The organism is Nitrospirota bacterium, assembly GCA_016214385.1.
GTDB lineage: Bacteria > Nitrospirota > Thermodesulfovibrionia > UBA6902 > JACROP01 > JACROP01.
Genome location: JACROP010000008.1, coordinates 1 through 18,093, shown reverse-complemented (window position 1 = coordinate 18,093; position 18,093 = coordinate 1). Strand labels below are relative to the sequence as shown.

Sequence of the window (18,093 nt, the reverse complement as noted above, 5' to 3'; positions counted from 1 at the left end):
GACAACCACACAGATGGTCAAAGATATTGCCCGTTCCACGCAGGAGCAGAGGAAAGGTTCAGAGCAGATAATGGAAGCAGTTGAGAGGATGAGGGATGTTGCAAGGCAGGTGCAGCAATCAATCATCGAACAAACAAAGGGGAGCCGGCAGATCAATGGTACAGTTGAGAACGTCAATCAAAAAGTTCAATCAATCGCCAGGGCCACCAGGGAACAACAGGCAGGCAGTGAACAGATAGTTAAGGCAGTGGAAAAGATCAGGGATATCACCCAGCAAAACATCGACCTCTCCTCAGCGGTCAATGAGGCTGTTGAGACCCTCGTCAAACAGTCTAATCTTTTGAAGGAGGAAGTAAAGAGATTTATAGTGTGAGGAGGTAAGAAATATGCTATCGAAGATACCCGTAAATATTGAGAAAATAAAAAAAGGGGATTTAAACAAGGAAATACTGCGTGTGGCAATAATAGCAGAGTTAGATGCAGTGAATCTCTATGAGCAACTTGCAGCAATGACAGAAAGAGATGATATTAAGAAGATTTTCCTGGATATAGCTAAGGAAGAAAAAACCCATGTAGGTGAATTTCAAACACTGCTCTTAAAAGAAGATAAAGAACAAGCGAGAGAATTAGAAAAGGGCAAAGAAGAAGTAGAGGAATTAATAGGAAAGTAAAATAATTTTTATTTCTATTCTCGCATCCTCATTTTTATTGTATTGCCATGTGCCTCGAGGCCTTCGATGTCTGCAATTGTCTCAACTGTCTTTGCGAGTTTCAGAAAGCCCTCCTTTGTAAAAGACAGAAGGCTTGATCGCTTTACAAAGTCATAAACTCCGAGGGGAGAGGAAAATCTTGCAGTTCCTCCTGTTGGAAGGGTATGATTCGGGCCTGCTGAGTAATCACCCAATGGCTCGGGTGTCCATGGGCCGAGGAATATTGCCCCTGCATTTTTAATTTTTGGCAAGAGCTCCATAGGCTCCTCAACAACAATCTCAAGGTGTTCAGGGGCTATGTCATTGGCTATGTCAATCGCATTGGCAAGGGCTTTTGTGATTATTATTGCCCCATACTTATCGATAGACTTTTTTGCAATGTCCTTTCGCCTGAGTCCTTTAAGCTGTCGCTCAAGCTCTTTTTTAACACTCTTTGCCAGGGACTGTGAGCTGGTAATTAATATTGATGATGCCATCTCATCGTGCTCTGCCTGGCTGAGCAGGTCTGCTGCTATGAATGATGGGCTGGCGGTTTTATCTGCTATTATCAATATCTCGCTTGGCCCGGCAATCATATCGATATCCACCTCACCGAAGACCATCTTCTTTGCGGTCGCTACATAAATATTCCCAGGGCCGACTATCTTATCAACTTTTCTTATAGTCTCTGTGCCGTATGCCATTGCTCCTATTGCCTGGGCCCCTCCAATCCTGTAGACCTCTTTGACACCGAGGAGCTTTATTGCTGCCATGACATAGGGGTTTATCTCTCCCCCTGGTGTTGGCACACATAAAGCAATCTCATCTACTCCAGCCACCTGAGCAGGTATTACATTCATGAGCACTGTTGACGGGTAGGATGCCTTACCTCCAGGCACATAAACACCAACCCTTTCAATGGGCCTTATAATCTGGCCGAGGGTAATGCCATCTTCAGAGAAATACCACGATTCTTCTTGCTGTATTTCATGGAATGCCCTTATCCTTCTGGCTGAAAGCTCAAGGGCTTTTAAAACCTTTTTATCAGCAGTCTTACAGGATACCTCTATCTCCCTCTTCTCTATTGAGAGTCGTCCTAACTTAATTGAATCAAACTTTTCGGTATATTCCCTGACAGCTTTATCCCCTCTGTTTCTGACACTATCAAGGATTTTTCTGACAGTATTCTCAATACTGCCTCCGGCCAATGCCCTTGTGCGGAAGGACTTTATAAATGCCTTAACCTGGCGTTCTTTTATCAGTTTCATCTTGATGATAATTCTACAATCAGACTGGATAATATTCAAGCCAGAGCCATGCACGAAAATAGCTTGCCATGTCCTATCCCAAAAAATAGATATAAAACTTTAAAGTTTAGGCATACCAATAACTTACATAAGAGCAGGCAGGTGAATCCCGATGCTTCGGGATAGAAATTATGAAACTGCCTGCTCTATGTCTATTTTTCGGCCTATACAAACCCTTGAAAAACAAATTCTTTTTATGTTATCGTTTGAGCCAATACACACGCCCATCCAGTTTCTCCACTGTGGGTGTCTCGAAGTTTTTGTCCTGAATCCTGGCCTGACGCCAGGACAGGCTTGATTCAGGGTCGGGATTCGGTGGAGAAGGGCGGAGGAAAAACTGAGGAGGAATCTATGGTTGCTACAATGAAGGAGTTATTGGAGGCTGGGGTTCACTTCGGCCACCAGGTAAAACGATGGAATCCGAAGATGAAGCAATTTATCTTTGGAGAACGCAATGGCATTTATATCATTGACCTGCAAAAGACCCTTAAGTTGCTTGAAAATGCTTATGCATTTGTAAAAGATGTTTCAAGCAAGGGAGAACCTGTCCTTTTTGTCGGGACAAAGAAACAAGCCCAGGACACTGTAATAGAAGAGGCCAGGAGGGCAGGCGCTTACTATGTCAATCAGCGCTGGCTCGGCGGGATGCTTACCAATTTTTCTACAATAAAAAAGAGCATAGAAAGATTAAAGAAGATTGAAAAGATGAAAGAAGACGGCACCTATGACCTTCTACCCAAAAAAGAGGTGTCAAAGCTTGAAAAGGAAAGATTACTCCTTGAGAAAAACCTGAGCGGCGTAAAAGACATGCGGTCTCTGCCAGGCGCTATTTATGTTGTTGACCCGAAAAAGGAGAAGATTGCAGTGGCAGAGGCAAAAAAGCTCTCGATACCGTTGATTGCAATTGTTGATACCAACTGTGATCCAGACGAAGTTAATTACGTCATACCAGGAAACGATGATGCAATAAGGGCTATAAAACTTATAACCTCAAAAATGGCTGATGCAGTGCTTGATGGTAAAAATGTGCTCGGTAAGGCTTTGGAAGAGGCTGCTGAAAAGGAGGCAATAAAAGAAAAGATTGCTGAGGAGGTTTCCGTCTCGGCGGATTCGCGAGGCGAAAAGGAGGCGGTGGCAGAATGAATATAACAGCCGATGCAGTAAAAGAGCTCAGGGAGAAAACAGGCGCAGGCCTTATGGACTGCAAAAAGGCCCTTTCAGAGGCAGAAGGTGACTTTGACAAGGCTATCGACCTTCTCAGGTTGAAGGGTCTGGCTACGGCATCAAAGAAGGCCGGCAGAGAAGCATCAGAGGGCCTCATCGGCTCCTACATACATATGGGTAAGATAGGTGTCCTCGTGGAAGTTAACTGTGAGACAGACTTTGTGGCAAGGACTGACGCCTTCAGGGAACTTGCAAAAGATATAGCAATGCAGATTGCTGCTTCAAACCCAGCTTATTTAAAGAGAGCAGATGTCCCGGAAGACATCATTGAAAAAGAAAAGGAGATATACAGGGCTCAGATAACGAATAAGCCTCCGCAGGTCATAGAGAAGATTATTGAGGGAAAACTTGAAAAGTTTTATGCAGACACCTGCCTTATGGAACAGACCTTTATAAAAGACCCCGAACAGAAAAAAACGGTACAGGATATAATCACTGAAAAAATAGCAAAACTTGGAGAAAACATCGCAGTAAGACGTTTTATAAGATTTCAACTTGGCGAAAAACTTAATCCTTAAATCGAACTAAAGGCTAAATGAAACCAAGATACAAAAGGGTTTTGCTAAAACTGAGCGGAGAGGCATTGATGGGGGATAAAAGTTATGGCATTGACCAGAAGGTAGTCAAATTTATAGCAGATGAATTGAAAGATATATTGCCACTTGGCGTTCAGGTAGCAATAGTCATCGGAGGTGGCAACATTTTCAGAGGGCTTGAAGCAAGTGCGGAGGGAATGGAAAGGACATCTGCAGACTACATGGGCATGCTTGCTACAGTACTCAATGCCCTGGCCCTGCAGGATGCCCTTGAGAAGCGCGGAGTTGCAACGAGGGTTCAGTCAGCCATTGAAATGCAGGAGCTGGCAGAGCCCTATATAAGAAGAAGGGCGATAAGGCATCTTGAGAAGGGCAGGGTAGTGATATTTGCTGCCGGAACAGGGAATCCGTATTTTACGACTGATACAGCAGCAGCCCTGAGGGCAATGGAAATAGATGCTGACGTTATACTGAAGGGCACAAGGGTAGATGGCGTATATAACATGGACCCATTAAAGGTCCCGGGGGCAAAGAAATTTTCTGAGATTTCATACATGGATGTCATTAAAAAAGGGCTGCAGGTAATGGACTCAACTGCAGTTACCCTCTGTATGGATAACTCTCTTCCCATCATAGTATTCAATCTTAAAGGAAAGGGCAATATAAGAAAGGTTCTGGAGGGTAAAAAAATCGGTACACTGGTAAAAGGGGATAGAGGTGCAAGAGGAGGTAAAAAGAAGGCTTACAGCTAAGATGGATGGGGCGCTTGAAGCCCTGAAAAAGGACCTTGCAGGTATAAGGACTGGAAGGGCGTCCCTTGCCATCCTGGATGGGATAACGGTCGATTACTATGGTAACCCAACCCCGATAAATCAGGTGGCAACTATGAGTGTCCCTGAAAGCAGGTTAATAACAATACAGCCGTGGGAACAGAGGCTGATACCTGAGATTGAAAAAGCAATTCTAAAATCAGACCTCGGACTTACTCCAAGCAACGATGGAAAAACCATAAGGATACCAATTCCCTCTCTAACCGAAGAACGCAGAAAACAGCTCGTAAAAGTGGTACACAAGAGGGCTGAAGAGGCAAGGGTTGCAATAAGGAATATCCGCAGGGATGGCAATGAAGAGCTAAAGAAACTGGAAAAAGAAAAACATCTCAGCGAGGATGACATCAGAAAGTCTCTTGACGAAATCCAGAAAATAACAGATTCTTATATAAAGAGGGTTGATGAGATTTTATCCCATAAGGAAGCCGAGATAATGGAGGTATAATATAAAAAAGTTGATTGGTGGGAGGAGCTGTGACGAATATTAACTACATTTTAAAGGTAATAGATGCAAAAGCAACGGATATTCAGAAGGCCATTGAAGCTGCTGGAATAAAAATCAAGAGCATTACCGAGGTATATAAAGAAGAAAATCAGAAAGTCGTAGCGACTCTCAGCGAAGACTCGCATCGAGTGGAGAAATGATCAAAAAAATGACCAAAAAGAGGAAAGATGCCCTGAAGATGCTTCTTATCAAAAAAAGGGAAGCTATCGTGAAAGAGGCCAGGCAAGAAATAGAAAAGTTCGTAAGCGGCGCTGACCGCCAGTTAGTCGAGACTGCCCTTGACAATGGCGATTGGTCAATAATTGACCTGTCCAAAGACATAAATTTGAGTCGCCTGAGTACACACAAGGAAAATCTCACAAAGATGGATGAGTCCCTCAGAAAGCTCGCGGAGGGCACTTACGGCGTGTGTGAAGATTGCGGCACAGAAATAAACGAGAAAAGACTTAAGGCTCTGCCTTTTGCCATTTACTGCAGAGACTGCCAGGAAAAAAAGGAAAAGCTCGAAGAGGTGGAGAGAGAAGAGGGCTGGGGGTAAATCAACTAAAAATCCTAATATCAAAATTCTATTTAGATTAGATATGGGATTTATTTCAGGAGGAGGGTTAAAATGGAAGTCCTTGTTGGAAGAATAACCCATTTTTACAAAAATATTGGAGTTGCCGCCATGGAAGTAAAGGAGTCGCTTGCAGTAGGCGATACAATACACATAAAAGGCCATACCACTGACTTAGAGCAGAAAATAGAGTCAATCGAACTCGAACACCAGAAAATTCCTAAGGCAGACAGGGGCCAGGTTGTAGGGATCAGGGTCAAAGACCATGTCAGGGAAAACGACCTGGTTTACAGAATAGAACCTTAACATTCCTATTTTCCAAAGGGACAAACAGGGTAGCGGCATTTTTTACAATCACGGCATAGTCCACCGTGACCGAACTCTGCAAGCTCTTTCCTGCCAATCCTCTCTCCTGCAAGAACCCTCGGAAGGATTAAATCAAATACAGTCGTCCTGTGATACAGACTTTTCAAGAGACGAGTGACAAGTGACGAGTGACGAGTTATTATATTTACTTGTCTCTTGTCCCTTGTCTCTTGTCTCTGAATTGGTCTCTTGTCTCTCGTCTCTTGTCGCTAAGTATGCTACCAGAAACATCGCTCCCGGAAGAACTGCCGAGCCGTAGGTGATGTCAGTTGCACCGAGCATTTTTATAGCAAACCTTGTCACATCATCAGGGTCAACAGACATGCCTCCTGTTGTAATAAGCAAATCAGCACCGGCATCTATTAATTCCCTGAGTCTTTCTTGGATAAAATTTTCATCATCAGGTGCATAATATATTCCAACAATCTCACCATCAAACTCCCTTACCTTCCTTGTAAGGATGGGCGCAAAGGCATCTTTTATCCTTCCATAATAGACCTCGTTACCGGTGATGACTATGCCGGCCTTGGGCCTGCGCATCTCTTTGACTTCAAGAATGCCCCCCCACCCCTGCCCTCCCCCTCGAGGGGGGAGGGTTAGGGAGGGGGTGACTTCAGATTCAACACTCCGTGCTTGTGTGGCAATAGCCACCGCCTGTTCCACTATACTCTTCTTCACCACCAATGGAATCGCCCTTGTACCAGCCACAACCTGACCTTTCTTAACTACGGTATTATCGTGGAGGGTTGCGCACATCACATCTCCAAGCATATTAAACCTCAAAAGCGCATCCTTATTAACCTTAAAAAGGCCGTCTCTGTCCGCAATTATATTTATCTTACCTTCCTTCGGCTCTCCTTCCATCTTTACGCCCTCACCCATCAATGCATTAGCCAACGCATATGCAACGGCATCTTCATGGACTTCATCTTCCGCGATGTTTAAAACGAACAGATGCTCTTTACCGAGCCTCTGGAGATGGTTTATATCCTCCTCTCTTACGATATGCCCCTTTTTGAATGCCCTTCCTTTGAATTCATCCTTGCGTATCTCTGTGATATCATGTGCCAATACCATTCCAACCGCCTCTGGGTGAAGTGGATTATTTTACCCCTTCACCAAATATCTCCCTGAATCTCTCATCGACTATCTCTCTTATACCCTCTTCCATCAGTTCATACTTTTTCAAAAACTCTTTTGCCTCATCTGTAAGTGTTGCACCACCACCATTTTTGCCGCCTGCATGCCTCTCGACCAGTTTAATACCGAGCCTTTCCTCCATTGCCTTTATGTAACTCCATGCTTTTCTATATGAAATGTTTATCTCCTTTGCTGCTTGATTTATTGAGCCATACTTATCTATTGCGTGGAGTAAAAATCTCCTCCCCCTGCCAAAGACAGGCTCTCCATCCACCTCTATCCAGAGCTTCGATTTGATCTCCATACCGCTATGACTTTTCTGCATAACGCACCTCAAATAAAAAAGTGATTAGTGTCAGTGTTCAGTGACACCAATCAGTGTATAATATCCTCCGTCTGCGCATGGCTTGCACAACACTTTTCCATCTCTATAAATCTCTCTCACATCCTGAACATACTCGCCGCAGATATCACATCGAATTCTTCTCGATGGCCTTCCTGGCATATCTTCAGGTCTTATCTCCACCTTCACATTCATCATATCAAATAGTTCCTCATCGGTCATTATCTTGTATGCCTCAAGTTGTGCTTTATATTTGTCTTCCTGACCCTTGACCCCTGACCCTTGACCCATTATTTGCAAAGCCTTTTCCCTCGCTTCTTCTTTTGCAACAACCCTCACCGCCTTGTCTGTCTTTAGATTCACAAATGTCGCTGCCATCTTTCCGTAGTCCATGAATTTCATCGTTCTCTTCCCAAGGCTGCATCCTGTTACTGACTGAACTGCATCAGTTGCACATCTGTCCATTTCAACAAATACGATGAGATTCTTTCTATCTTTACCCTTTGGGTCTTCAATGCCGATATTTTTAAGTCCAAGCATGGACATCTTCACTCCGAGCACCTGGCCAGGGCAGAGATGGCCGTGAATCTTCACGGATTCGTCCAAAAGGGATTCAAAATCCATATCCTATCGACCTCAGACTGCCTGACAGGTGAAAGGCTCGGAATAACAGAGGTTAAATTCGAACAAATCGCCCCCAGAAAAGCCTCTTTCAATACAAATCGAATTATTCGTGCAGAAATTCTCACACAGACCGCATCCGGAACACAGAGAGCTATTAAAGAATAATCCCCTATCATTCCCTATGTTTCCAATTTTCAGGGCTCCTGTTGGACACATCCCTATACAGGCGAAGCAGCCATTACAACTTCTATTAACAGTAATAGTGTAATAGTAATTTTTCAACAACTCTTTATAAATTTCTCCTCGAAAGACATTCAGAGATCTGTTCAACAATTCCCTTTTTAATGGCAGTTTCTTAGCGGAGTAAGCCCGTATATCATCTTTCGCTGTCTCATTGCCAAATAGTCTGGCAGCTTGCATAAAGGTGAGATTCTTCATGGCCATGAAAAAATCCCTGCGGTCATAGGAGACCTCCTGAAAGTCTAAGTCAGCTTTATCTTTCACAAGCCTTATTTTATCAAAGGCATCACTAACAATTCTTGTGCCAATAATATCTAATCTCTTCCTGATGGCATCAACGATAGACCCATTTCTACAATCTGCACACAATGTTAGATTAATCTGTAATGGTTCCTGCATAAAAGCCAGAAGGGCTATAATATGTTCCCCGGATAAAAAACCGAGACAGAAGGTCTTTTCATGCGCCTTTAAATCTGACCTTACATTACAGCCCAGAACAGGAGATTGGATTTTTCTTAACCCTGCAATTATTGAATAAAAATCTAATGTCGCTATCTCGAAGCAGTCCGAAGGGCATGCCGGTACACAAAGCATACACCCAGAGCAGACATTCCTATCAATAATTACGCCTTCACTTATTGTAATTGCGCCTGCATGGCAGGCTTCCCTGCATTTATTGCACGAATTTTTATTGAACCGCATCCGCAGACACCTTGACTGATTGATTCTGATAATATCGGTATCATTGGAAATTTGATTGATTACCCTGTCTTTTAACATCAATTTAAAACCTTCTGAGTTCTTTTCCCCAGGAGTTCCCGGATATTACCAGATGGATTGGAATTTAAAACAAATGTAGAAACGCAATCAGCGAGGGTGATATAAAATTCATTATCCGTACCCTCTTTTATCTTTTCGCAAAAAGGTTTAATCCACTGCCCTAAGAATTTATTTAAAAATTGTTCCTGTGTCTTCACGAATTGTTCAACTCTCTCTATTTCAGATCTTCCTATGGCCTCTATCTCTTTAAAAATCAGGTAATACATAAATTCAAGTTCTGCAGTTATGTGGTCTGGCACCTCTTTGAAATCATCATCGATCGAAAGCCCTGCCTGTTGATACATATCTATAACTTCCATCGTAGAATCTCCCATAACCCTTCTTTCACCGTCAAGATATACTGAACCGTAAGGCGGGGCATTAAGCTCATAGGGCCCTACGAAGAGTTTTGCATAATCAATAGCAAGGTCTTCATTGCTGTAATGGGAAATTGCTTTTCCCATTTTCTCAGAAAATACTGCAGCATTGGGACATGCCTGCTTTAACAATGCTGTAAGATTTTTGAAGAGGTCTTCTTGAATAAATAATTCCTTTTGCGGCAGATAAAAGCATGCCGACAGGAATCTATAACAATCGCCCCTTGCCTTTTCATGGGAAATGAATTCTTGAATATCCACTTTCACCTTACACTTTACAATTGTCATTGCGAGCGAAGCGAGGAATCTCATTGAGATTGCCACGGGCTTCGCCCTCGCAATGACATCATAAAATCTTACGCCTTTTTGACTTTTGCTGCTTCCTTTTTAGTTGCTACCTTGAAACTCCTTATGTAGTAAACATTTGGCCTTGTGCCTTTCTCTCCGGCCTTCACCAATTCACCCTTGTTGTTTTTCAGATTAACGGCCTTATGTTTTTTAAGCAACTGGCTTGCCTCGCTATTAGGGTCTGAAAGGTCTCCGAATACCCTTGCCTTTGCAGGACATGAGACAACGCAGTAAGGCAGTTCGCCGTTAAGCACCCTGTGTTCACAGAAGATGCATTTTTCAACCTTGCCTTTTTCCCTCACGCTTGCATAGTCTGAGTGTTTATAAAGCGTCCTGTGAGGAGGAACATCGCCTGCCCTTTTCGCAACCTCAGCGCCTGAAGCAGTGCAGTTAGGAATAAGCTCCTTTGTGTCTTTGTAAAATGGATGAACTTCGTCGGTAAAGTCATTGAAGCTTATCACGCTGTATGCTGCCTTGCTCTTATCCATGTCTTCTGAACTGTAAGGACATGCCCTCTGGCACTGGCGGCATCCAATACATCTCTCCTGGTTGTGGATTGTCATTCCATTTTCATGTTTATGCATTGCCTTTGGTGTTACAGGGCATGCAGCCACACATGGCGCATCTGTGCAGTGATTGCAGAGAACCGGCATTGCCGTAAACTTGACATTCGGGAAGTTGCCCTCTGTCTTAAAAATTAAGTCCGCCCAGTTAAATGTCTGGCCCTTTGTCCTGTCCTGTGTATTGTTCTCAGTCTTGCATGCAATTGCACATGCACCACAGCCGACACATTTTTGTAAATCTATGACCATTCCGTATTTAGGCATTTATAGTTACCTCCTTTCCTTATATCTTCTCAATCTTTACGGCTGTGAATCCGCCGTTTCTTGCTGTACTGCCGGTAAGACGCTCGTAATCGTCAGGCATAAGATCATTGTTGTTTCCGCCCCTCGGGGTCTTGCCGAACTCTTTCGCAGCGATCTTTCCATAAGCCCAGTGTCCCTGACCATAGCACTTTGAAACTGTGCCGGGCCTTACGCCTTCCCAGAACTTTGCCTTGACAGTAATGCTGCCTGTCACAGAAGTGAGCTTAACCATATCGCCGGTCTTAATGCCGAGTTTCTTACCGTCTTCCGGATTTATCCTCACGACATCGTCCCAGCTCTCATCACCTGCATCAACCTTCTTAAACTCCTGAAACCATGTGGTGTTCTGACTTCTGCCTTCCCTGTTGAGCCTTGACTTGTAGTCGATGAATGTGAATGGATATTCCTTTACATCTCCCCATCTCTTAGGAGGCTCGTAATGAGGAACGAATGCCTGCTCTCCCTTTGCCAGATAGCCTGATGCCTGAAGGATATCGTCAATGGTAGTTTGATGCTTCTTTGCATGGTCGTCGAGCGCCTTTTTGAGAGCCTCGCTGTAGAACTCAAACTTCTTGGTGGGAGTAGGGAAACCTTTCTCCCATAGCTCCCTGAACTTATAGCCTTCGGAGTTGTAAATGCCTTTTGCCTTGAAGTCTTCCCAGCTTGTGAGCTTATCGCCCTTAAGCGGCTTTTCAGGCTTCCAGACCGCTGCGCTTATAATCCTTGTTGCAATCAGCGCAAACTCCTCTGCGTTGGTCGGGGTTTTGCCGGTTTCTGGATCCTTAAATGACTTAAAGTAATTAATCATGTTTGGAAATCCCTTAGCGCCCAGCTTTTCGGCAATCATCCACATAATCTCGGTCTCATCAGCCTTCTCTTCCCACAATCTTCCGACTACCGGCTGCTGAATGGAGAGATGTGTGTACGTGTTGCCCTTGTTGTCAATTATGGAGAGCTTCTGGGTTGCGTGGTGCGCAGCAGGGAGCACGATATCGGCAAACATTGCAGCCTCTGCCGGGTTTGTTCCTATGTGGACATAAAAGACCTTTGACATGGCTTTGTCCCACCTGTCGGCTCCTGTGCAGGAGAAGTTGAAGTTTGCCCAGTTGCTCACAACTACCTTAATATCATAAGGGTCCGCATTCAAAATACCGGTAGCTGCATTGTTGGTAATAACCGAGCTTCCTGCCTTGCCTTCTGATATTGAAGGGAACTGCTTATATCCCCTCTGATCGATCTTCTTCTCTTTGCCATACTTCTTTGCCATATCATCAAGGAAGTCATCAATTGACGGCAGTTTGCCTGAAGGGGACTTGGCGTGGTTCCTCAATGAACCGCCCTCACTCTCACAAGCGCCTAAAAGACCATTAAGGGCATGGATTGCAAAAGAAGGATATGCGCCCCTCGGGCTCATAACAGGGCCAGGGCCCATCCATACTGCAACATTCGGAGCTGCTTTGGCCATAGTCCTTGCGATCCTGACGATCTGGTCCTTGGAAATGCCGCAGACCTTCTCCGCCCATTCGGGGGTTCTGTCTTTAAGCTCGATATTCCACCATTTGACAAGGCCATGAGTGTGTTTTTCGGCAAATACCGCTTCGTCAACAGACTTTCCTGATTTGAACTGGTTTTTGCCGTCTTTGAAATCACCTACAAACTCCTTGCTCCAGAGCCCTTTCGTAAGAATGACATGGGCAAGGGCAGTTGCGAGGGCTCCGTCCTCACCGGGCTTTACCGGCACCCATTCGTGGGACTTAGCAGCTATTGCGCTCAACCTCGGATCAACTGTAATAAGTGTGCCTCTCTCGATAAGATCTCCGATTTTGTTAATAGTGTTGGGGACATTTCTATTGGAGCTTAGCGGATCACAGCCCCACACTACCAGACATTTTGTCCTTGCAAGGTCATAGTCCCTGTATCCCCAGAACCCTTCTGTATAGAAAGGCCCGAACTTCTCTGCTTCTGCACAGATTGCGCTGTGAGATATAGCATTCGGAGAGCCTATTATCTTTGGCAGTGTTCCGTACGCGAGAGGGTATGTCTTTGGTGAATATCTGCCCCTGATGAACATAAACTTATGCGGCTCGTTATTCTTTCTTAGTTCAAGAATCTTATCGGCAACGATGCCTAATGCCTCATCCCAACTAATCGGTACGAATTTCGGGTCAACATTCCTGCCTTTCTTGGGGTTTGTCCTCTTCATTGGGACCTTTACCCTGTCGGGGTCATAAAGCTCCTGAAGCATCAGATGCCCTCTCGGACATACATATCCGAGGTTTACCTTAGACAACTGGTTACCCCTTACCTTAACCGCCCTGCTGTTCTGAACAAAGAACTCGCAAGGACACCACTGCGTGCAGCCCTGACATGTTGATGGTATCCACTTGCCAGGCTCTGTCCCGCCGCTCCCTGTCTTCTGGTCTTTGCCATTGGCAAAGGCATTAAGCGTGAGTCCGCCACTCAGTGCAACTGCTGCACCTGTAGCTACACTCGCCTTTAGAAAATCCCTCCTCTTAATCTTCATTTTTGCCTCCGTTCCCTGTTTTAGATTTAGTTAAGATTCAGCGAATAGAAATCAGGAAATACCCCTCTTTTCCACCCCCTTCTTTTCCTAAATATTGCACTTCTTTATAAAATTAGTTATTGCCACATCAATACTTGTGCCAGGCTACGGCATCTGTGTTTTTAATTCCTACGGTTCTATCTCTATTTTTGGCCATCATGGTTTTGCGTCATAAGACGCAGCCTCTGCGTATATTGCCTCACGGGGCAGTGAATTTTTCGTCCGGCCCTGTAGGGGCGAACGGCTCTGCAGAAGTTATGAACAAATTTCTTGCTTAGAAAAATCGCAGATTCCAAAGTAAAAGGTATCATAAAAAAATTAAAAATCAAGCATTTTTTGAATCAGTCAGGATTGAATCTTACTATTTTCCAATAAAATTTTATTATCTTCTTGATTTTTCTCCTAACGGACATTTATATTCTAAATTTCTATGGAACAGCTTAAAGCCCTCAATAACGAACCAAAGATAGCCTATTTCTCCATGGAGATAGGGCTTCTGAACGAGATACCGACTTACAGCGGTGGTCTCGGTGTCCTTGCAGGAGATACGATTAAATCGAGCGCAGATTTAAAGCTTCCTATAGTTGCTGTGACATTAATAAGCAAAAAAGGTTATTTTCTCCAGGAGATGGATGAAAGAGGAAGGCAGACAGCCCTGCCCGTCATATGGAATCCCGCAGACTTTATGCACCTCCTGCCACAGAAGGTCACGGTTGAGATAGAAGGAAGGGTCGTTTATATCCAGGCATGGTATTACATTGTCTGTAGTTTAACCGGAGGCAAGGTCCCTGTATTTTTCCTTGACACAGACGTGGAAGAAAACTCTCCAGAAGACAGGGAGATTACTTCCTTTCTATACGGAGGCGATGAGAGATATAGGCTCAAGCAGGAAATAGTCCTCGGCATCGGCGGGGTCAGGATGCTCAATGCCCTCGGCTTTAAGATAAAGAAATATCACATGAATGAAGGCCATGCAAGCCTCCTTGTCCTTGAACTGCTTCAGATATTTAAGAAAGATGTAGAGGAAGTCTGGGATGAACGTCTAATATGGGATACTGAAAGGGTTAAAGATTTATGTGTCTTTACAACTCATACGCCTGTAGAAGCAGGCCACGACAAATTTTCCTATGACCTTGTCCGCAGTGTGATGGGAGAGCCAATTCCCCTCGATGTGATAAAACAATTCTGCTGCTATGAGCACCTCAATATGACGCTCCTTGCCCTTAATCTCAGCAAATACGTTAATGGCGTGGCCAAGAAACACGGAGAGGTCTCTCAAAATCTGTTTCCAGGCTATGAGATCGGCGCAATAACCAATGGCGTTCACTCTTTTACATGGACATATAGTAGTTTTGCAAAACTCTATGACAGATACCTCCATGGCTGGGCCAATGAGCCTGAGAAGTTTGTAAGGGTTGACATTATCCCTGATGAGGAAATCTGGAATGCTCACATGGAGGCAAAAAACAATTTGCTTGATTATGTAAATGAAACAACAGGGGCAGGCCCCGCCAACGGCGGGGCAGGCATGGACAGCAATATCCTTACAATAGGCTTTGCAAGGAGAGCCACTGCATATAAAAGGGCTGACCTTTTATTTTCAGACTTAGAGAGACTTTCAAAAATAGCTGAAAATGGGAAGCTTCAGATTATTTATGCTGGCAAGGCCCATCCCAGAGACGAACCAGGGAAAAGACTCATAGAATATATTTTTAACTGTATTGAGAAACTCAGAGGCAAAATCAAGGTCGTTTATCTTAAAAATTATGATATGTCTCTTGCGTTAAGGCTCGTCTCTGGAGTTGACGTATGGCTCAACACCCCATTGAGGCCAATGGAGGCATCGGGCACAAGCGGGATGAAGGCAGCTCATAATGGAGTTATAAATTTCAGCGTCCTCGATGGCTGGTGGATAGAAGGGCATATCGAAGGAGTTACAGGCTGGGCAATAGGTCCAAGGCCTTCCGAATCAACACTAACGCACAATATGGACACAAGAGACGCAGAAGACCTTTACTACAAACTGGAGAACATAATCATTCCACTGTATTATTCTGACAGGGCACAATGGATAAAGGTCATGAAAAATTCCGTAGGCAAGATTGCCTATTATTTCAACAGCCACAGGATGATGCGTAGGTATATCACAGAGGCGTATATAAGATAACCCTTATATTTAATATTTATCCCAAATATGCATGAATGAAAACCACAGAGACACAGAGGCACTGAGGGATAAAAAGTGAAGATATGTTTTAAAAATTATCTGTGTCTCTGTGCCTCAGTGGTTATTCTTTATCTCTGTGACCTCTGTGGTTAATGCATTTTTTGAGTTAATTGTTTCAGTGTTCTCTCATAAACCTCATAAGCCTTCTGCCCGAAAAGGACAAATCGAATGAGTTCGATGCCTGTATATTCTTTAAGATACTTTATAGCGGTCTTTAAGGCGATCTCAGCAGCCTCCTCCATAGGATACCCATAAGCGCCTGTACTTATCGAGGGAAAGGCAACGCTCTTAATCCCCCTGGATGATGCGAGCTTAAGGCTGTTTAAATATGCACTTTGAAGGAGCTCAGGCTCTTTATGAAGTCCATCCCTGTATACAGGGCCAACTGTGTGAATTACATATCTTGCTTTAAGATTTCCTCCTGTAGTGATAACTGCCTGGCCTGTTTCGCATCCGCCAATCTTTTTGCATTCCTCAAGGATTTTAGGCCCGCCAGCCCTGTGGATTGCGCCATCCACACCGCCTCCGCCGAGAAGGCTTTTGTTGGCTGCATTAACAATAGCCTCTGTATCCTGCCTGGTTATATCGCCTTCAACAATTGATAGAATGCTTTTGTTTATTTTGACTTCCATAGCAACCTCCTAATAGACCATCTTGCCTGTTATAAAATTAAACGCCCTCTCATCTTTCGGGTTTTCAAAAAACTCTGAACTCGGGCCTTCATCTATTATCTGCCCTTCATACATAAAAAGTATTCTGTCTGCAAGCCTCTGGGCCTGAAACATATTGTGTGTCACCATTATTATGGTAGGCCGCTGCTTCCTTTTTATATCCGTTATTATATCTTCAATAATAGAGGTGCTTGACGGGTCGAGGGATGCTGTTGGCTCATCGAGGAATAGAACCTCTGGTTTAAGAACCATTGCCCTGGCAAGTGCAAGCCTCTGGCCCTCACCTGTAGAAAGTGTAAGGGCGTTCTGATTTCTTTTGTCAAATAAGCCCACATCGTTCAATACAGCTTCCACTCTTTCTTTTATTTCATGCCTGTTGTTCTTTCTTATTTTAAGGCCGTATGCAACATTCTTGAACACACTCGTATTGAATAGCCCTGCTTTTGGAAGGACAAGAGTTATTCTCCTGCTGAGTTCAATACTGTCATCAAAGTCGGAATCGACTCGTACCGAGTTTTTATGACCATCATGATAAACAACCGTCCCCTCATCTGGCTTTTCAAGCAGGGCACATATCCTGAGAAGTGTGGATTTCCCGCTACCATTTGGGCCTATGATTGTATGGACCCTGCCATTTTCAAAGACAAAGGAACAGCCATTCAGCACATTGTTACCATTATATATTTTCTTGACCCCTGATATTGTAAGCCTCAGATCGCTCATCTAATCCTGACACCTTTTTTCTGTACGAAATGAAGGAGTATATTTATTATAAAAGATATTGTAAGAAGAACAATTCCTAAGGCAAGGGCGAGCTCAAAATCTCCCTTGTCTGTCTCAAGGGCAATGGTCGTTGTCATCACCCTCGTATAGCCTGCTATGTTTCCGCCTACCATAAGTATTGCACCGACCTCTGCCATGACCCTTCCAAATCCTGCTATTACTGCTGCCATAATCGCATAACGTGCCTCCTGAATAATTGTAACGGTTGCCTGAAAAGGCGTTGCTCCGAGTGTCACTGCAGAATCCCTGATAGAAGGGTCAACACTGACAAGGGCTGAATGAGACAGGGCAGCGATAATGGGTGTTGCAAGAATCGTTTGGGCGATAACCATAGCTGAAGGTGAGAATAGCAGACCCATAAACCCCATCGGCCCACTCCTTGAAAGAATTAGATACAGGAAAAGCCCTACTACTACAGGCGGAAGACCCATAAAGGTATTCAGGAGGCTGATTATGAAATCCCTCATGGGAAATCTTTTGAATCCTACAATAGTGCCAAGCGAGAGGCCGATTAATGACGCAATGACCAGGGCAAGCCCCGATACCTTCAGGGAAAGGAATATTATCCCCAGCAGTTCTTCATTGAGATTAAATATGAGGGTTAAGGCCTTTTTGAAAGCTTCAATTATTGAATACATTTTAATAGTAAATCACCAAACTTTCTAATGGCAGCTCAAACCGTGCCTTATGATAACACAGTTTACGTCTGGGTTTTAATTTGACAAGCGGGGAAACCTATTTATCCAGAGGCTCCGCACACCCAGTATGTTTTTAGTGGCCATATGGGTGTAAATTATTGCAATCAGGAAAGCATCCTATTGCATTTAAGAACTGTTCCAAAACTGCCGATTCCCATAAAGCGCATCAAGTGGGCTCTGCGGCGCGTTCTTCATATCCCTCATGGACAATTTTCCCATAAAATACCAGCCTGCCTTTTAGTACGTATTACCACAAAATACCAAGGAATGTATTTATATTGTATTGATTTTAAATGGTTTTTTCCTTTATCCAAACCCTTAAATATGCTATATTGTTTTAATGAATTCTGAAAATAGCAGGTTTGGTATAATTATTGTTAG

20 protein-coding genes and 1 pseudogene are annotated in these 18,093 nt (G+C 44.0%); 10 read left to right on the top strand and 11 right to left on the bottom strand.

Going from position 1 to position 18,093, the window contains the following annotated elements; genetic code table 11:
- Positions 1 to 373 (top strand): methyl-accepting protein (locus tag HZC12_00530; protein ID MBI5025221.1); only part of this gene is annotated, 373 nt, incomplete at its 5' end.
- Between the two features lie 13 nt (positions 374 to 386).
- Positions 387 to 671 carry a rubrerythrin gene (locus tag HZC12_00525; GenBank protein ID MBI5025220.1) on the top strand — a complete coding sequence of 95 codons (285 nt, stop codon included), beginning with the start codon at positions 387 to 389 and terminating at the stop codon, positions 669 to 671.
- Between the two features lie 14 nt (positions 672 to 685).
- On the opposite strand, the gene hisD is transcribed toward HZC12_00525, so the two are convergent.
- On the bottom strand, positions 686 to 1,957 hold the full coding sequence (hisD, locus tag HZC12_00520) for a histidinol dehydrogenase (GenBank protein MBI5025219.1): 1,272 nt from the start codon (positions 1,955 to 1,957) through the stop codon (positions 686 to 688).
- 390 nt (positions 1,958 to 2,347) lie between these two features.
- Here hisD and rpsB point away from each other — a divergent pair, with 390 nt between their 5' ends.
- The 7 genes from rpsB to HZC12_00485 all read left to right on the top strand — a co-directional run bounded on the left by rpsB (position 2,348) and on the right by HZC12_00485 (position 5,953).
- Entirely contained in the window at positions 2,348 to 3,139 is a 792-nt protein-coding gene (gene rpsB / locus HZC12_00515; GenBank protein ID MBI5025218.1) for a 30S ribosomal protein S2, read from the top strand.
- The gene (gene tsf / locus HZC12_00510; protein MBI5025217.1) at positions 3,136 to 3,738 is read left to right on the top strand and encodes a translation elongation factor Ts; all 603 of its coding nucleotides are present in this window, start codon (positions 3,136 to 3,138) and stop codon (positions 3,736 to 3,738) included. Before rpsB ends, tsf begins: the two co-directional genes overlap by 4 nt.
- Positions 3,739 to 3,755: 17 nt before the next feature.
- Positions 3,756 to 4,508 carry a UMP kinase gene (locus HZC12_00505; GenBank protein MBI5025216.1) on the top strand — a complete coding sequence of 251 codons (753 nt, stop codon included), beginning with the start codon at positions 3,756 to 3,758 and terminating at the stop codon, positions 4,506 to 4,508.
- Positions 4,474 to 5,031 carry a ribosome recycling factor gene (gene frr, locus HZC12_00500; protein ID MBI5025215.1) on the top strand — a complete coding sequence of 186 codons (558 nt, stop codon included), beginning with the start codon at positions 4,474 to 4,476 and terminating at the stop codon, positions 5,029 to 5,031. The genes HZC12_00505 and frr overlap by 35 nt, the downstream gene beginning before the upstream one ends.
- A 29-nt stretch (positions 5,032 to 5,060) precedes the next feature.
- Positions 5,061 to 5,231: a hypothetical protein gene (locus HZC12_00495; GenBank protein ID MBI5025214.1), complete on the top strand. Its 171-nt coding sequence runs from the start codon at positions 5,061 to 5,063 to the stop codon at positions 5,229 to 5,231.
- Positions 5,232 to 5,239: 8 nt separating this feature from the next.
- The gene (locus HZC12_00490; protein ID MBI5025213.1) at positions 5,240 to 5,629 is read left to right on the top strand and encodes a TraR/DksA C4-type zinc finger protein; all 390 of its coding nucleotides are present in this window, start codon (positions 5,240 to 5,242) and stop codon (positions 5,627 to 5,629) included.
- Positions 5,630 to 5,701: 72 nt separating this feature from the next.
- On the top strand, positions 5,702 to 5,953 hold the full coding sequence (locus tag HZC12_00485; protein MBI5025212.1) for a translation elongation factor-like protein: 252 nt from the start codon (positions 5,702 to 5,704) through the stop codon (positions 5,951 to 5,953).
- A gap of 5 nt (positions 5,954 to 5,958) precedes the next feature.
- On the opposite strand, the pseudogene HZC12_00480 reads toward HZC12_00485, so the two are convergent.
- From HZC12_00480 to HZC12_00450, 7 genes and pseudogenes are all read right to left on the bottom strand, one after another.
- A pseudogene (locus tag HZC12_00480) lies at positions 5,959 to 7,090 on the bottom strand (molybdopterin-binding protein).
- A 25-nt stretch (positions 7,091 to 7,115) separates the two neighbouring features.
- The gene (locus tag HZC12_00475) at positions 7,116 to 7,457 is read right to left on the bottom strand and encodes a winged helix-turn-helix domain-containing protein (protein MBI5025211.1); all 342 of its coding nucleotides are present in this window, start codon (positions 7,455 to 7,457) and stop codon (positions 7,116 to 7,118) included.
- Positions 7,458 to 7,508: 51 nt separating this feature from the next.
- Complete coding sequence (locus HZC12_00470) at positions 7,509 to 8,120, bottom strand: TraR/DksA C4-type zinc finger protein (GenBank protein MBI5025210.1); 612 nt, start codon at positions 8,118 to 8,120, stop codon at positions 7,509 to 7,511.
- Between the two features lie 12 nt (positions 8,121 to 8,132).
- Entirely contained in the window at positions 8,133 to 9,140 is a 1,008-nt protein-coding gene (locus HZC12_00465; GenBank protein MBI5025209.1) for a 4Fe-4S binding protein, read from the bottom strand.
- A complete protein-coding gene (locus HZC12_00460; GenBank protein MBI5025208.1) occupies positions 9,140 to 9,643 on the bottom strand; it encodes a molecular chaperone TorD family protein in 504 nt (167 codons plus the stop codon). Before HZC12_00460 ends, HZC12_00465 begins: the two co-directional genes overlap by 1 nt.
- A gap of 269 nt (positions 9,644 to 9,912) precedes the next feature.
- Positions 9,913 to 10,731: a 4Fe-4S dicluster domain-containing protein gene (locus tag HZC12_00455; GenBank protein MBI5025207.1), complete on the bottom strand. Its 819-nt coding sequence runs from the start codon at positions 10,729 to 10,731 to the stop codon at positions 9,913 to 9,915.
- A 19-nt stretch (positions 10,732 to 10,750) separates the two neighbouring features.
- Positions 10,751 to 13,294 carry a molybdopterin-dependent oxidoreductase gene (locus HZC12_00450; GenBank protein ID MBI5025206.1) on the bottom strand — a complete coding sequence of 848 codons (2,544 nt, stop codon included), beginning with the start codon at positions 13,292 to 13,294 and terminating at the stop codon, positions 10,751 to 10,753.
- 469 nt (positions 13,295 to 13,763) lie between these two features.
- Between HZC12_00450 and glgP the strand changes: the two genes are divergently transcribed.
- On the top strand, positions 13,764 to 15,500 hold the full coding sequence (glgP, locus tag HZC12_00445; protein MBI5025205.1) for an alpha-glucan family phosphorylase: 1,737 nt from the start codon (positions 13,764 to 13,766) through the stop codon (positions 15,498 to 15,500).
- 149 nt (positions 15,501 to 15,649) lie between these two features.
- On the opposite strand, the gene HZC12_00440 is transcribed toward glgP, so the two are convergent.
- The 3 genes from HZC12_00440 to HZC12_00430 are packed head-to-tail and all read right to left on the bottom strand — an operon-like array spanning position 15,650 to position 17,652.
- A complete protein-coding gene (locus tag HZC12_00440) occupies positions 15,650 to 16,192 on the bottom strand; it encodes an O-acetyl-ADP-ribose deacetylase (protein MBI5025204.1) in 543 nt (180 codons plus the stop codon).
- Between the two features lie 9 nt (positions 16,193 to 16,201).
- A complete protein-coding gene (locus HZC12_00435; GenBank protein ID MBI5025203.1) occupies positions 16,202 to 16,954 on the bottom strand; it encodes a phosphate ABC transporter ATP-binding protein in 753 nt (250 codons plus the stop codon).
- Complete coding sequence (locus HZC12_00430; GenBank protein MBI5025202.1) at positions 16,951 to 17,652, bottom strand: ABC transporter permease; 702 nt, start codon at positions 17,650 to 17,652, stop codon at positions 16,951 to 16,953. The genes HZC12_00435 and HZC12_00430 overlap by 4 nt, the downstream gene beginning before the upstream one ends.
- Positions 17,653 to 18,093: the final 441 nt, after the last annotated feature.